The sequence below is a fragment of the Paraburkholderia phytofirmans genome (assembly GCF_046028095.1).
GTDB classification, from domain to species: domain Bacteria; phylum Pseudomonadota; class Gammaproteobacteria; order Burkholderiales; family Burkholderiaceae; genus Paraburkholderia; species Paraburkholderia phytofirmans_A.
In genome coordinates this window covers 20413-35180 of record NZ_JAQQDJ010000024.1, presented here as the reverse complement: position 1 = coordinate 35180, position 14768 = coordinate 20413, and the positions used below count along the sequence as shown (strand labels likewise).

Annotated in this window: 14 protein-coding genes; 8 read left to right on the top strand and 6 right to left on the bottom strand. The window is 62.1% G+C overall.

Annotated elements, in window-relative coordinates; all coding sequences use genetic code 11:
• Positions 1-28: 28 nt before the first annotated feature.
• The gene (locus PQR54_RS37265; RefSeq protein ID WP_408254849.1) at positions 29-1582 is read left to right on the top strand and encodes a phospholipase D family protein; all 1554 of its coding nucleotides are present in this window, start codon (positions 29-31) and stop codon (positions 1580-1582) included.
• Positions 1583-1662: 80 nt separating this feature from the next.
• Here PQR54_RS37265 and PQR54_RS37260 read toward each other — a convergent pair whose 3' ends face one another.
• The 3 genes from PQR54_RS37260 to PQR54_RS37250 form a co-directional block, all read right to left on the bottom strand.
• A complete protein-coding gene (locus PQR54_RS37260) occupies positions 1663-2493 on the bottom strand; it encodes a polysaccharide deacetylase family protein (protein WP_408254847.1) in 831 nt (276 codons plus the stop codon).
• A complete protein-coding gene (locus PQR54_RS37255) occupies positions 2490-3605 on the bottom strand; it encodes a glycosyltransferase family 4 protein (RefSeq protein WP_408254844.1) in 1116 nt (371 codons plus the stop codon). Before PQR54_RS37255 ends, PQR54_RS37260 begins: the two co-directional genes overlap by 4 nt.
• A gap of 563 nt (positions 3606-4168) precedes the next feature.
• Complete coding sequence (locus PQR54_RS37250) at positions 4169-4786, bottom strand: DJ-1/PfpI family protein (protein ID WP_408254842.1); 618 nt, start codon at positions 4784-4786, stop codon at positions 4169-4171.
• A 162-nt stretch (positions 4787-4948) separates the two neighbouring features.
• Between PQR54_RS37250 and PQR54_RS37245 the strand changes: the two genes are divergently transcribed.
• Together PQR54_RS37245 and PQR54_RS37240 are read left to right on the top strand one after the other, a co-directional pair.
• Positions 4949-6283 carry an aminotransferase-like domain-containing protein gene (locus PQR54_RS37245; protein ID WP_408254840.1) on the top strand — a complete coding sequence of 445 codons (1335 nt, stop codon included), beginning with the start codon at positions 4949-4951 and terminating at the stop codon, positions 6281-6283.
• Between the two features lie 246 nt (positions 6284-6529).
• Positions 6530-7639, top strand: a complete 1110-nt coding sequence (locus tag PQR54_RS37240; RefSeq protein ID WP_408254936.1) for a branched-chain amino acid ABC transporter substrate-binding protein — start codon at positions 6530-6532, stop codon at positions 7637-7639.
• A gap of 9 nt (positions 7640-7648) precedes the next feature.
• Here PQR54_RS37240 and PQR54_RS37235 read toward each other — a convergent pair whose 3' ends face one another.
• The gene (locus PQR54_RS37235) at positions 7649-8125 is read right to left on the bottom strand and encodes an Lrp/AsnC family transcriptional regulator (RefSeq protein ID WP_408254839.1); all 477 of its coding nucleotides are present in this window, start codon (positions 8123-8125) and stop codon (positions 7649-7651) included.
• Positions 8126-8305: 180 nt separating this feature from the next.
• Between PQR54_RS37235 and PQR54_RS37230 the strand changes: the two genes are divergently transcribed.
• From PQR54_RS37230 to PQR54_RS37215, 4 genes are all read left to right on the top strand, one after another.
• The gene (locus PQR54_RS37230) at positions 8306-9571 is read left to right on the top strand and encodes a diaminopropionate ammonia-lyase (RefSeq protein WP_408254836.1); all 1266 of its coding nucleotides are present in this window, start codon (positions 8306-8308) and stop codon (positions 9569-9571) included.
• Between the two features lie 21 nt (positions 9572-9592).
• On the top strand, positions 9593-10756 hold the full coding sequence (locus PQR54_RS37225; RefSeq protein WP_408254834.1) for a M20 aminoacylase family protein: 1164 nt from the start codon (positions 9593-9595) through the stop codon (positions 10754-10756).
• A 60-nt stretch (positions 10757-10816) separates the two neighbouring features.
• Positions 10817-11587 (top strand): aldolase, encoded by a 771-nt coding sequence (locus PQR54_RS37220; RefSeq protein WP_408254832.1) that lies wholly within the window; start codon positions 10817-10819, stop codon positions 11585-11587.
• A gap of 388 nt (positions 11588-11975) precedes the next feature.
• Positions 11976-13118: an aminoacyl--tRNA ligase-related protein gene (locus PQR54_RS37215; RefSeq protein WP_408254830.1), complete on the top strand. Its 1143-nt coding sequence runs from the start codon at positions 11976-11978 to the stop codon at positions 13116-13118.
• Between the two features lie 15 nt (positions 13119-13133).
• On the opposite strand, the gene PQR54_RS37210 is transcribed toward PQR54_RS37215, so the two are convergent.
• The gene (locus tag PQR54_RS37210; protein ID WP_408254828.1) at positions 13134-13463 is read right to left on the bottom strand and encodes a hypothetical protein; all 330 of its coding nucleotides are present in this window, start codon (positions 13461-13463) and stop codon (positions 13134-13136) included.
• A 222-nt stretch (positions 13464-13685) separates the two neighbouring features.
• Between PQR54_RS37210 and PQR54_RS37205 the strand changes: the two genes are divergently transcribed.
• A complete protein-coding gene (locus tag PQR54_RS37205) occupies positions 13686-14177 on the top strand; it encodes a RidA family protein (protein ID WP_408254826.1) in 492 nt (163 codons plus the stop codon).
• Here PQR54_RS37205 and PQR54_RS37200 read toward each other — a convergent pair.
• The gene (locus tag PQR54_RS37200) at positions 14174-14308 is read right to left on the bottom strand and encodes a hypothetical protein (RefSeq protein ID WP_408254823.1); all 135 of its coding nucleotides are present in this window, start codon (positions 14306-14308) and stop codon (positions 14174-14176) included. The genes PQR54_RS37205 and PQR54_RS37200 overlap by 4 nt on opposite strands.
• Between the last annotated feature and the right edge of the window lie 460 nt (positions 14309-14768).

Sequence of the window (14768 nt, the reverse complement as noted above, 5' to 3'; positions counted from 1 at the left end):
CGGACACGCACGTTCGAAGGGCACAACCATGGCGACGTTCCGCGGTCTCGTTGCAGTCTTGCTGATCACGCTGCTGTCCGCCTGCGCGAGCTTGCCGCCGCAGGCCGGCCGCACCACGACGCACGCACTGACCGACACGGACAACACGCGCCTTGGCACCGCCTTCGTCCCGCAGGAGCGCAAGCATCCCGACAACAGCGCGTTCCATCTGCTGCCCAACGGCGTCGATGCCCTGCTCGCCCGCATCGTACTGGCTGAGACAACCGAGCGCACCCTCGACCTGCAGTACTACATCTGGCACGACGATCTGACCGGCCGCCACCTCGCCGACGCGGTCCTCAAGGCCGCCGATCGCGGCGTCAGGGTTCGCATTCTGCTGGACGATCTGGGCACGGGTGCCGACGACAAAGTTCTACTCGCCCTAAGCTCACACCCCGACATCGAAATACGGCTCTTCAATCCGATCGCCAACCGGACCTTCAAGAAACTCGGTACCGCGCTCGAGTTCAGCCGGATCAATCGGCGCATGCATAACAAGGCGCTGATCGCGGACAACCAGGCCGCGATTCTCGGCGGCCGCAATATCGGCGATGAATACTTCGGCGCCTCCAGCGAGGTCGACTTCGGCGATCTCGACGTGCTGACTTTCGGACCCGTGGTGCATAAGGTCTCGAATGCCTTCGACGAGTTCTGGAACTCGGACGCCGCGTACCCGATCGCCAGCCTGACCGGACATGCCGCCGAGCCGGATGCGCTGGCGGCCTATCGCGCGAAGCTCACGGCGTTCGTCGCGGCCGAGCACGATTCGCCGTACGTCACGCAGGCGCGAGCACGCCTTCGCGACACGTTGCAAGCGCGCGACGGCGATTTCTCCTGGGGCAAGGCGACGCTCCTCTACGACGATCCCGCCAAGATCACCCGCTCGCCCGACGACCCGCAGGGACATCTGCTATCGCAGTTCAATGCGTTGAGTATCGAGCCGGCGAAGGAAGTGCTGATCATCTCGCCGTATTTCGTCCCCGGCAAAAAGGGCGTGGAATGGATGCGTGCGCAAACGCAGCGCGGCGTGCGCGTGACGGTGCTGACGAATTCGCTCGCCGCCACGGACGTCGCCGCGGTTCACGCGGGATATCAGCGTTATCGCAAGGATCTGCTCGACGCCGGCGTGCATCTGTATGAATTGAAGCCTGCGCCGGACGAGGACGCCGGCGAGAAGAAGAAATCGATTCTGGGTTCGTCGAAGGCCTCGCTGCATGCGAAGACCTATGTGTTCGACAGAAGCAGCATCTTCATCGGCTCGATGAATCTCGACCCTCGGTCGATTACGCTCAATACGGAAATCGGCGTGTACTGCGAAAGCGCCCCGCTCGCCGCGCAAGTCGCGGGCGGCGTCGAGCCGAAGCTGGATCAGCTCGCGTGGCGGCTCGAAACCCGCACGGACGCCAACGGCAAGAGCAGGATCGTATGGATCGACACCGCGCCGGATGGCACGGTCAAAGAACTCGACGAGCCCGGTGTGTCGAGCATGAAGCGCGTCGGCATCTGGTTCCTGGGTTTGTTGCCGATCGAATCGCAACTGTAAGGAAGCGGCCCGGCATGGGTCGGCATAACAACAGCGAGCTTGAGAAAGAATCCTGCGGCGCAGAGCAGGACTGCGGCGCGTTACCGTTTGATCCTCAGATACGCGCGGCTGATCGCGGGCCGCGTATGCACCCACAACCGCGAGGCCAGCCATGAAGCCGGCCGGTCACGCACTTCGAGGCGAGTGATCGAGCGCGCCGCGCCGTCGTTGCGTCCTGAATAGTTCGAACCCGTCTCGCACGTGTAGAAGTGCCGGAAGCCGGCCTCAGCCGCGATGCGCCGATAGTCCTCGTCGTGGTATCCCTGCGGCCAGCACAGATGATCCGACACGGCGCCCAGTTTTTGCTCGAGCGTGGCGCGTGCGCTGGCGAGATCGTGCGTCAACCCGGCGCACTTCTCCGCTGCATTGGCTGACACCCGATCCCACCGCACGTGGCTATGCGTATGACTGTGAAATTCGAACGTGCCGGCTTCACGCATCGCATCGATCTCCGACCAGCGCAGAATCGCGTGGTCGGGTTCACCGTTTTCGATCGCCACCTCGCCCTCGCGATGATTGAGCAGCGCAGGCAGCGCGCCGCCCGAACGCGCGTGCGCACGCACCGGCCCTTCGCCGATCCAGCTCGTCACCAGAAAGCACAGCGCGGTCAGTCCATGTGCCTGCAGAACCGGATGCGCGTGCACCCAGTTGTCGAGATAGCCGTCGTCGAAAGTCAGCACGACGGACTTTTTCGGCAAGGGCTCGCCCGCCAGATAGGCCGACAGTTGCGCGCTGCCGATGGTCGTATAACCCGCGCCGGTCAGATACGCCATTTGCGCGGCAAAGTGTTCCGGCGAGACGGTGATCATGCCTGGCGACGTGCTGATGTGGTGATACATCAGCACGGGCACCGCGCGCGCGAACTTCGTCATGCCGCCGCCCGCCTTTCGCGGTAGTAAGCGCGCCCGGCATAGATGCCGCGCAGGTAGCAGTCGATGGTCTCGTTCGCCATGGCATCCACCGTAAAGCGGTTCTCGGTCTTCAGACGCGCGGCGAGCGCGAGGCGCGCGCGCAGCGGCGCGTCGTCGATCAGACGCGCGAGCGCACTGCGCAATGAATCGATGTCATGCGCCGGCACGAGCAGGCCATTCACGCCGTCGTCGATCAACTCGGGCACGCCGTCCACGCGCGTGCCGATCACCGGCAAACCCTCCGCCATCGCTTCAATAAACGATTGTCCGAGCGCTTCCTGATGCGTCGGCAAAACGAACAGGTCGCAGCCGCGCAGCACGTTGGTAATGTCCGTGCGAAAGCCGAGCAGGTGAATGCGATGCGCGAGGCCCATGCCGTCGACAATCGCCTTGATCTTCTCGAACCACACGCCGTCGCCCGCCATCACGACATGCAGATTGGGGCGCTCGGCCAGCATCGGCCTGACGGCTGCGATCAGATCCTCGTGGCCTTTCTTCTCGCGCACGATCGCCACCATGCCGGCGATCATCGCATCGGCGTCCAGCCCGAGTTCATCGCGCAACGTGGAGCAACTCGCCGCTTCCGGCTTCAGGATGCCGTCGTAAATCGTCTCCACGCGGTCTTCCTGCACGCCCGCGGAGATCAGATAGTTACGCACGTGATGGCTGACCGCGACCACGCGATGCGGAATCCAGTTGTACGTGGCAAGCGACGTAATCGGCAACGCCAGATGCCGTGTGCGCACGATGAACGGCGTCCCCGCGAGCCGCCCCGCCATGCCGGCGACGAGGCTGTCATGGCCGCTGTGCGTATTCAGCACATCAAAGCGGCGCCGCGCAAGTAGCGAGCGGATGGTGAGCATGGAGCGCAGATCGCCGCCCGTCCGCATACGCGCGTGATGCACGGCAAAGCCATCGGCACGCGCGCGAATCCCGAGGCGCGCGTCTTCCGGACACACGAGCTCGACGTTATGACCCAGCGCCCGCAACGCGATCATTTCCTTGAGCGTGCGAACTTCCTGGCCTCCCCATCCCCGCGACGACTCGCTGTGGAGAACACTTAATGCTTTCATGCGCGAACTGACCTCCCGGACCCTTCCTGCGAACGACGACCCGGTTTGTAATCGTTGGTAATATTGACCCCGGACTTCTGCGAACCTGGGGAAAACGCTGTGTTCATGGGGGGAAGCGAATTAGAAGTTGCGTCGACCCGCGTCGGGTGACGTCCGTGTTAAACGGACTGGCATGACTTCTCGTTGACACGTAACTTTCAAGTTGTGGCGGGAGTATTTCGGTAGGCTCGCGTTTTGTAAATAGCCAAACATACCGATTGGGACGGATCGAATCGGCGCAAACGTTGTCGCGGAATAAGTGTTGGTTTTTGCGCAGTCGAAGCGCCGGGAGAAAGCACAGAACGCACAAAGCGCTTGACTGAAGGATGACGTTTAGTCTGGGTTGAAGGCGCTTGAGAGGCCTTCCGTTTTTGCCGCCGTGGCGACTGCGGTTTCGATCGAGCGATCGAGACGGATGGTATTGCGGCGGACCAGGCCGCCGCAACATGCAACGCGATTTAAACGGCAAATTTCATACGAGGAATAATCAGGAGACCGCGCGGGCGATTTGCTTCCTTTATGACTTAAGCCGTCTTCAGGTTCGCTTCGAGGAACGGCGTGATATGCCCCATCGCGCGGGACACGTAGTCCTCTTTCTCTCCGACGGGCGCGACGTAATGCAGTGCGCTCGCCGCTGCATCGATCCCTTCCAGACGGGCAATGATCCAGGCGGCAAGATACGCCGAGGCCAGACACCCTCCGGCTGTCGCGATGTTTCCGCTGACGAAAATCGGCTGATTCAATACATCGATCCCGGCTTCCTGAACCCACGGTTTGGTCGTGAGATCGGTGCATGCCGACACGCCATCGAGCAGCCCCAGCCTGGCAAGAACCAGCGTGCCGGAACATTGCGCGCCCAGCAGCTGTTTCGATGGATCGAGTTGCAATTGCGCCATCAACTCACTATCGGCGACGACCTCACGTGTGCGCAGGCCGCTGCCCACGATCACCGCATCGGCATCGCAAGCCTCTTGCAAGGAAGCCTGTGCTTCGATGACCACGCCATTCATCGATTTGACTCGCGCGCTGGGACAGGCGATCGACACTCGCCAGCCCGGTTTCTTGACGCGATTGAGCACGTTGAGCGCGATAAGCGAGTCGAGTTCGTTGAAGCCTTCGAAGGTAAGGATGGCGATGTGCATGATGTCGTCCGTGAGCCAAGGGGCGCTGACTGTTGCCGTCGCTCCATGAGGCCGCGCCGATGACTCCCGGCCGGTCCCGCGACTGCGCAAGCAGAGTTGCGATGTGCCATCGTATGGCCGAGAATCAATACAATCAAATAATTGTCATGGATACATTCGCGCATGCCCACGCCCCGCTACAAATTGCTGGTCGACAGAATGGCGCTCGATATTCGCACCGGACGCCTCGCGCCCGGCACGCGCCTGCCGACTCACCGCCAGCTCGCCTCGCAGGAGGGACTCGCGCTCGTCACCGCGTCGCGGGTCTATGCCGAGCTGGACGCAATGGGCTTGGTCAGCGGCGAAACCGGCCGCGGCACTTTCGTGCGGGAAATTGCCTTGCCGGCGCGTCTGGGCATCGACCAGCACGCCGGCGACGCGGGGTTGGCGGACCTCAACTTCAACAATCCGTCGCTCCCCGGCCAGGCCGAACTGCTCAGAAGCGCCTTGCGCCAGCTCGCGTCCTCCGGCGATCTGGATGCACTGCTCCGTTATCAGCCCCATGGAGGCCGGACGCATGAACGCGAGATCGTCGCGCGCCACCTGTCGTCTCGAGGACTAGCCGTCGAAGGCGCTCAGGTCGTGATCGTGAACGGCGCGCAGCATGGTTTGACCGCAACCGTTCTGGCGCTCCTGAAGCCCGGCGATGTAGTCGCGGTCGACGCATTGACCTACCCGGGGTTCAAGGTGCTAGCCGAAACGATCCGGCTCGAACTGGCGCCGATTCCGGTTTCCGACCAGGGCCCCGACCTCAAGGCGCTCGACCGCTTGTGCCGAACCAGAAAAGTGCGCGCCATCTACACGATGCCGACACTGCATAACCCGCTAGGCTGGGTGATGAATGCGCATGCTCGGCACGAGTTGGTGTCGATTGCCCGCAAGCACGGACTGCTCATCATCGAGGACGCCGCGTACGCCTTCCTCGCGGAAGACCCGCCGCCGCCGTTGGCAGCGCTCGCGCCTGAAACGACGGTGTACGTCTCGGGTCTGTCGAAAAGCATCGCCACCGGCCTGCGAGTCGGCTTCGTCGCCGCGCCCGATCGCTGGGTCGCGCCGCTCGAGCGTGCGATCCGGGCCACTACCTGGAACACGGCCGCCGTAATGACCGCCATTGCCTGCGGCTGGCTGGACGACGGCACCGTCACACGTCTGGAGACAGAGAAGCGTCGCGATGCGGCGGTCCGGCAATCGATGGCCGCCGAGGTCCTCGCCGGAGTGCGGCGCGTTTGCCATCCCGCGTCCTACTTCGTCTGGCTTCCTCTCGCCGAAGAGGTTCGCGCCGACGTGGTGGCGATGGCACTCGTGCGCGAGGGAATCTCTGTCTCGACGGCCGAACCTTTCTCGACTTCGGAGCATGTACCCCACGCGATTCGCGTGGCGCTGGGGTCCGTTGATCTGCCCGTACTCCGGGAGTCGCTGGAAAAGATCAAAAGCGTGATCGCCTCTTACACCTATTGACGCGGCGACCGGCCGTCGTCACGTCGACAAACGAGCCGTCGAGAAAATTTATCGATCCGCAGGCTGTTTTCGATCAGCAATTTCACGAGCGAGACTCCACGCGATTTTGGCTACCACGTCGGCGCCGTACGATTTACCTCAGCCTTCGCGACAAGCAACAGGCCCCGAGTCGTGCCTCCGACGCATTAGCCCCGTCTCCATTTCTGCGAGTACCCGATCGTGAAAACACTGAAGTGCACCACCGCCATGTTCGCCCTGGCATTAGCGACGTCGCCGTTGTCGGCTCGCGCGGACCTCACCGTGAAAATCGGCCAGGTGTCGCCGCTCACCGGCGAACTCTCGCACATCGGCAAGGACGACGAGAACGGCGTGCGGCTCGCAATCGAGGATCTGAACAGCAGGAAACTGCGTATCGGCGGACAAGCCGTGACGTTCGCCCTCGACTCCCAGGACGACGCCGCCGATCCCAAAACGGCGGTGACCGTGGCGCAGAAACTCATCGACGACCGGGTGGCGGGCGTCGTGGGACATGCGAATTCCGGCACGTCCATTCCGGCGTCCAAGATCTATTCCGACGCAGGGATTCCGATGATCACCGAGTCCGCGACCAACCCGAAGCTGACGGCGCAAGGCTACAAGTCGGTGTTTCGCATGGTTGCCAACGACGTGCGACAAGGAACGGTTATCGGCACTTATCTCGTCAAGGACCTGAAGGCGTCGAGAGTGGCGATCGTCGACGACCGCACGGCATACGGCCAGGGTCTCGCCGACGAAGTCGAGAAGGCCGTCAAGGCGGCGGGCGGCACCGTCGTGGTTCGAGAATACGGAACGGACAAAACCACCAACTGGATGGCCGTGCTGACCACGATCAAGAGTCACGTCCCGACCGGAATCGTGTTCACGGGCGGCGATACGCAAGCGGCTTCGTTCGCGCAACAGGCGCAGAAACTCGGCCTGAAGGCGAAGCTGATTGCAGGCGACGAAGCTTGTACGCCGCAGTTCATCAAGCTGGCAGGATCCGCCATGACGGACAGCATGTACTGCACGCTAGCAGGCGTGCCGCCTTCGAAGATGCCGCAGGGCGACGCGTTCTTCAAACGTTTCCAGCAACGCTTCGGCACGCCCGTGCAGCTCTACGCGCCTTATGCGTACGATGCCGTGATGGCCATGGCCGGTGCGATGCAGGCCGCCGATTCCACCGACCCGAAGGTCTACCTCGCCAAACTCCAGACCTTGAAAATAGATGGCGTGACCGGCCCCATCCAGTTCGATGCGAATGGCGATATCCGCAACGGCGCGATCACCGTTCGCCAGTTCGGCCAGGGCGACTGGCACGATCGCAGCGTGGTCAGATAGCGAGCGCGGCTATTCGTCGAGATCGACCGGCACCGTCAGGCCGACCTTCACGCGGCTCATGCTGACCAGCGTCTTGAAACGCTTGACGTTGTTATTCGCGAAGAACAACTGCCGGGTCAGCTCGTTGTACTGCTCCATGTGCCGCACTGTCATGACGAGTACGAAGTCCCATTCGCCGGCGACGTAATAGCACTGCTGCACTTGCGGACACTGTGAGAACGTTCGCTTCATCGCGTCGAGCAGGTCGATCTGTTCGCTCTCGACCTCGATGGACGTGATGATCGTGAGAGGCGAACCGACCTTCTCCGGTGAAACGATGGCGGCATACCGTTCGATCACGCCTTCGTCGGCAAGACGGCGCAAGCGCCGGTTCACCGCGGCAGTGGACAGACTGACGCGTGAGCCCAGCTCGTTCTGCGGGATCTGCGCGTCTTGCTGTATTTCGCGCAGCAGCTTTCTGTCGTAGGTATCGAGAGTCGCGGCCATAGTCGTGCTTTCAACCCGGTTGAATGAGATTTTTTTTCATAAACAGCCTGCATTTTGCGTCATATCGATGCGACTCAAGCAATATTATTTTGGTGAAAGGTGACGCGTCGCGGCTGGGCTTCTTGCCCGCTTGCCGACGTAAATCGCTTTGTCCAACCGTCTTTCCGGAGTTGAATTGCAATGCTCATCGCCAATCAGCATGCGTCGCGTACGTGCTACCCCAATGACCTGATGCGGATCCTGAACGTGGCGGCGGCCCGGCAAAGCCGTGCATGGCTGTCGCATTGGGATCACCTCGATCCGCAGCCAACGCCGCTCTGGACATTGCCCGATGGCGCGGCGCGATTGGGTATCGCGAAGCTATGCGTGAAAGACGAGTCCGTGCGTTCTCCGCTCGGCAGCTTCAAGGCGCTGGGCGCGCCCATTGCACTCGTGCGGCTGATCCTGCGCCTTTGGCCGATGCACGATCTCGACCCGGTCGCCGTGATCGAAGGACGCTGCAAGGACATGCTCACGCATCTGACGGTAATCAGCGCGACCGACGGTAACCACGGCAAGGCACTCGCGGCGGCCGCGCAAACCGTCGGCTGTGAATGCGTGATCGTGCTGCATGCCAATGTGAGCGTCGAACGCGAGCAGGCGATTGCCGCCTACGGCGCGAAGATCATCCGCATCGCGGGCAACTACGACGAGTCGGTCGAAGAGGCAGCGCGGCTGGCGGCGGCAAACGGCTGGCATGTCGTTTCGGATACGTCCTACGAAGGCTATGAGGAGATTCCTCGCGACGTAATGCAGGGATACGGAACCGTGGCAGCTGAAGTCATCGAACAAAGCGCGAACGACCAGGATGTTCCGCCGTTCACGCACGTTTTTCTGCAAGGCGGCGTGGGCGGTCTTGCCGCGGGCATCGCGAGCTTTCTGTGGGAGACCTATGGCGCGGATCGGCCGCGCTTCGTCGTGGTCGAGCCGCAGCAGGCCGATTGCCTGTATCAAAGCGCGCTCGAAGGCCGCGCGGCGAGAACCCGCGGAGCGATCGATTCGCTCATGGCCGGGCTGGCATGCGGCGAGACATCGCCGCTCGCGTGGAAAATCCTGCAGCCTTGCATCGATCACTTCATGACCATACACGACGACGATGCGATCGCTGCCATGCGCACACTGGCCACGGGTTCCGCGCGCGACGTGCCGCTGGTGGTTGGCGAGTCGGGCGCAGCGGGTTTCGCGGGCCTCGCCGCGTTGATGTGCGACGAGAGTCTCGCGCAAGCGGTCGGCCTGAATGCGGATTCGCGCGTGCTCGTCATCAGCACGGAAGGCGCAACGGCGCCCTCCGTCTACGCGCAATGCGTGGGCGAAACGGCTGCCTCGGTGCTGGAACGGCAGGCAAACTGGCTCGCCAAGCTCGTTCGCCGACCCGCTGATGCGGCACAACGCGTCGACATGGATTGAGTTCGAACAGGATCTGAAATCATGGAAACCTCCCTGCAATCGCAGTTGAAAAGCTGGCGTCGGCATTTGCACCGGCATCCGGAAACCGGCTTCGAGGAAGTCGCGACCGCCGACTACGTGGCGAACATTCTGCAGACCCTCGGCCTCGAGGTTCACCGGGGAATCGGCGGTACCGGACTCGTGGCCAATCTCACCGTTGGCTCGGGAAAAGGCGCGATCGGACTGCGCGCCGATATGGATGCGCTCAATATCATGGAAAACGCGCCTGAGCGTTCGTACGTGTCGGATACGCGCGGCAAGATGCACGCGTGTGGTCACGACGGTCACATGTCGATGATCCTCGGCGCGGCGCGTCTGCTTGCTGAGCGGCGGGACTTCAGCGGCACGGTGCGGTTTATCTTCCAGCCAGCGGAAGAACACGGCCGCGGCGCCAAAGCGATGATGAGCGACGGACTCTTCGAGCGCTTCCCCGTCGACGCGATCTTCGGCGCACACAATATGCCCGGACAGCGGGCCGGAACATTCGCGACCCGAAGCGGCGGAATCATGGCGAGCGAAGATAACTTCGTCATCCATATCAAGGCGCGCGGCACGCACGCGGCGCGGCCGCACATGGGCGTGGACCCCATCGTGATCGCGTCGCAAATCGTGCTGGCGCTTCAGACCATCGTGTCGCGCAATCTGGATCCGGGCTTGCAGGCCGTGATTTCCTGCACGGAGTTCATCACGGACGGCATTCGCAACGTGATCCCGTCGAATGTGACGATCAAAGGCGACACGCGCAGCTATGCGCCTGACGTGCAACACATGCTCGAAACCCGCATGCGCGAAATCAGCGAAGGGATCTGCCATGCGCACGGGGCGGCGTGCTCGTTCGAGTACACGCACGAGTTTGCACCGACCGTGAACTCGGCTGAGTATCTGGAGCTTGCCGTTGCGGCGGCCCGCAATATCGTCGGCGCCGAGAACGTCGAGGCCAACGTGCAGCCCATGATGATCTCCGAAGATTTCGGCGCCTTCCTTCAGGTCGTGCCGGGCAACTTCGCTTTCATCGGCAACGGGGATACGGGCAAGACCGGCGGCGTGCCGTTGCATAATGCAACGTATGATTTCAACGACGATATTTTGCTGACCGGTGCGCAATACTTCGCGGAAATAGCGAGGCTTGCGTTACCGCGCGCCTGAGGTCGCTGTCCCCTCGCTGACGTTTGCCGGGAGGCCGGCGCCACGGGCCTTTTCCTCACCATGACGAACGCAGACACCACCATGAAAGCTACCCCGGTTGTTGAAGACGCCATCTTTCACGCCCCGGAAGTCGCCGCCTTGCGGCGAGACCTTGCGCTGGCACTGCGCGCGGCCGCGCATCACGGCCTCGGCGAAGGCGTATGCAACCACTTCAGCATCGCACTGCCCGGCGAGCAGGGCCTCTTTCTGCTGAATCCGCGCGGCTTGATGTGGCATGAAATCCAGGCGGACGACATCGTCATCGTGGATGGTCTCGGCAATCGCGTCGCCGGCCGGCATGAGGTCGAGCCTACCGCCATGTTTATCCACGCGGCGGTCCATGACATCGCGGGCAAGCACTGCGTGCTGCATACGCATATGCCCTATGCCACGGCGTTGACGTTGACGGAGGACTGCGGCCTCGATACCACGCTGTCGCAAAACGCCATGCGCTTTCACGGCCGGATCGCCCTCGACCGCGAATACAACGGCCTGGCGCTGGACGCCGTGGAGGGCGAACGCATCGCGCACGCAATGAATGGCAGCGACATCGCGTTCCTCGGCAACCACGGCGTGGTGGTGTGCGGCGAGCGCATCGACTATGCGTTCGATGATCTTTACTATCTGGAGCGGGCTTGCCAAAGCCAGGTGCTGGCGCTTTCCACGGGGCGCGCGCTAAAGCCGGTGAACCCCGCCCTCGCGGCTCGCGTCGCACATCAGGTGCAAAGCGAGCGAACGCAGTCGGAACTGTTCTTCGCGGCGTTGAGGCGCACGCTGGACGAACCGGTATAGCGGCACATGCCGACCCGCTCAGAAAACTCGCCACGCTTGAACCGGGGTTGCGGCTGCGCTGCGTTTCGTGCAGAGTAGCAATTAATGAACGACGAGGAAGCGAAGCCAACCGGCAATCCGCCTCGATCATTTCGGCGCGGCATGTTGCGCTATCGAATACAACCAAGCACAGCACGAGCAGCAATACATCATGCACTTTTTGAGCATTCTCCCGCAACGACCTCCGGTGCCCGCTATGGCGGCCGGAGTCTGCTCGAGAACTCACTATGCACGCGAAAAAGGCTAAGCACCTGCGCCTTGCATGAGAATCGATGATCCGGACGCCCCTTGCGGGCGTTTTTTCATTTCAGGCCTGTTTTTACGCTGAATTCTGAATCCGGAGCACATCATGAAATTCTCGCAGCAATTTTTCGCCAACAGTTTCTTCGAGCAGGACAACACCCGTCTGGAGCTGACCGATCTCGCCCGCAAGGCATGCCTCGTCCATCAGGACGCCGCGGGACTTTACTCCTGGATGTCGCTCGGCCTGAGAGCGCAGCGGCGCGTCGAGAGCATCGTGCGCGAGGAAATGGAGCGCGCCGGCTTTTGCGAAATCCAGATGAGCCTGCTGCAGGACGCCGACCTGTGGCGGCAAACCGGGCGGCTCGATGTATACGGCGACGAGCTGATGCGGCTCACGAGCCGTTCCGGCCGGCTGTTCTGCCTCGGCGCCACGTGCGAAGAACTAGCCACGCAGATGGTCAGGACGCACTACAACCGGACGGACATGAGTCTGGGCCTCTTTCAGTTCGGCAACAAATACCGCGACGAACTGAGGACGCGCGGCGGCCTCGCGCGCGCCAAAGAGTTCATCATGAAAGACGGCTATTCCTTCAATGCCACGGAAGACGGCGCTCGCACAGCGTACGAGGCCGTGCGCGAAGCCTATCTGCGCATCTTCCGGCGACTGGGGCTGGACGTCATCGTGAAGTCCAGCGACAACGGGGAAATCGGCGGGCAAAGTTCGGAGGAGTTTCATGTCTTCAGCGAACTCGGTGAAGACGAGACCGACGGGCAGAAATCGCTTGAGTGCGCGCACATTTTCGACCTGGGCGACCGTTACTCCAAGGCCATGGGCTTGGTGAACGCCAAAGGCGAATTCGTCAGAATGGGCTGTTTCGGCGTGGGCGTCTCACGCCTCGCCATGCTCCTGCTCAGCCGGCAGCGCGACGAGCTCGGCTTTTGGGGTAGCGAGTCGTTCAACACCTTCGACGTCGTGCTCACGGTCATCGACTGGGAGCGTCAGGAACGGCAAGCGGCAGCGGAAACGCTGCGGCGCGAACTGCGGGCTGCAGGGTTGAGCGTGCTGGTGGACGATCGCCTCGCGCAAGCCGGAAAGAAGCTCGCCGATGCCGAGTTGATCGCGTGCCGGCAACGCGTCGTGGTCAGCGGCAAAGCACTCGCATCCGGCCGCTTCGAGTGGATGGACCGGCGGACTCTTGCGCGTCAGGATGCGTCGGCGGCGGAGATCGTGACGCTTTGCGCGCGATAGCGCTGGCCAACTGCTTCAGCGCAGCCACTTGCGTACATCCTTTTCCCATTCCGGATCGCCGCAGCCCTGGGGATTTTCCGGTCCGAGCACGGTGATATAACCTTTGGTCTTCATGCACGATTCGTACGCACGGACTTTCGTGCATTGCCCCGGGCCCGCGTTGCGCGACACCGCTTTGCATTGTTCGATCGTCCTGTCCATCGGACCGAAGTCCATGTCGTCAGCGCGGTTGAGCATCGGCGCGTCCGCGCCCGATGCGGAGAACTCGACGGGACCGGTCTGTGCGCAGGCACTCAGCGCACCGGCCAGGACGGTAATGAAGAGAAGGTGAACACGCGTTTGCATGGGCGACTCCTGTTTCGCAGAGGTTGCGAAATCATACGCTCACGTGCATGGATATATCGTTGCCGTTACCTCGTGTAGAAGCGTTGAGCCTGATTACACGTTTTTAACCTGCGCCCGGCCGTGTCATGATTGGGCTATCCGACCGGCGGGCATCGACCCACGCGCTTTGGCAGCGCCGAACGCTCGCCGGCTTTAACCTCACTCGAAACCTTCGACACCGACATGACCACGTCCACATCGCACGACGCCCCCGGCGCCGCCCTGACCCGTCTGCACGCGCTCGGCCTCGCCCTGCCGAACGTGCCCGCTCCGCGCGGCGCGTTCAAACCGTTTTCACGCTCAGGCCAATTGGTCTTTCTCTCCGGACAAATCTGCGAATGGGAAGGTGAAGTGAAATTCAGCGGCCCGGTCGGCGAAGTGCACGACCTACAGGCAGGACAGCAAGCCGCGCAGATCTGCGCGCTAAACCTGCTGGCGGCATTGCAACTCGCGCTGGACGGCGACCTGGACCGCGTGGTCTGTTGCCACCGCGTCGGCGGCTTCGTGTATGCGACACCTGGTTATCCGGACGTGCCGAAAGTGATCAACGGCGCGTCCGATCTTTTCTTCGAGGTGTTCGGCGAACGCGGTCGGCATGCGCGCACGGCGGTCGGCGTCGCCACCCTGCCCGCCGCGGCGTCCGTCGAGGTCGAAGCGATCTTCGAGGTTCGTTAAGGCGTCAACGTGCCGGCCGTCAGCGTGTGCTCTTTTCCGGCGTGCGCCTCGGCCGCGAACATATCGACCAGTTCGCGCGCGAACAGCGGCAGCGCATCCAGATCGCGCACGCAGACGTGCAGCCTGCGCAACGCCGCGCGCTCCGTTCGGCCCCAACGGCGGAGGTGACGCCAGCGCGACGACACTCAGACCCAACGCATAACTAATTTACGCGCAGGACTTTATCCATGCATCACGCCAGCAGCGACCCCAATGGACCAGCTGCGACGCCAATGGATAGCGGTGCTCCGCGTACGGAGTGCAGGTTCAGGAAGGCGGATGACCGCTGCCATACAACACTCCTCGAAAAACGTTGCAAGCGCACGCTGAATCATGTGCAGCTTGACCGCTTCGGCTGACACGCAGACTATTTCGATGGTGCTTCGGACACCGCACGTAACCTCTGCGCGACAGGCAAGGAGCCTGTCAGAAGCGCTACCCGTCGAAAAAATCCGGCAAGCATCACGCCGTTAATCCATCGACAAAAGAAATTCAACCAGAATTTATTTGAGCAAAAGTTTGCACACGTCGGCGGAAAGGTTTATTAGTGAT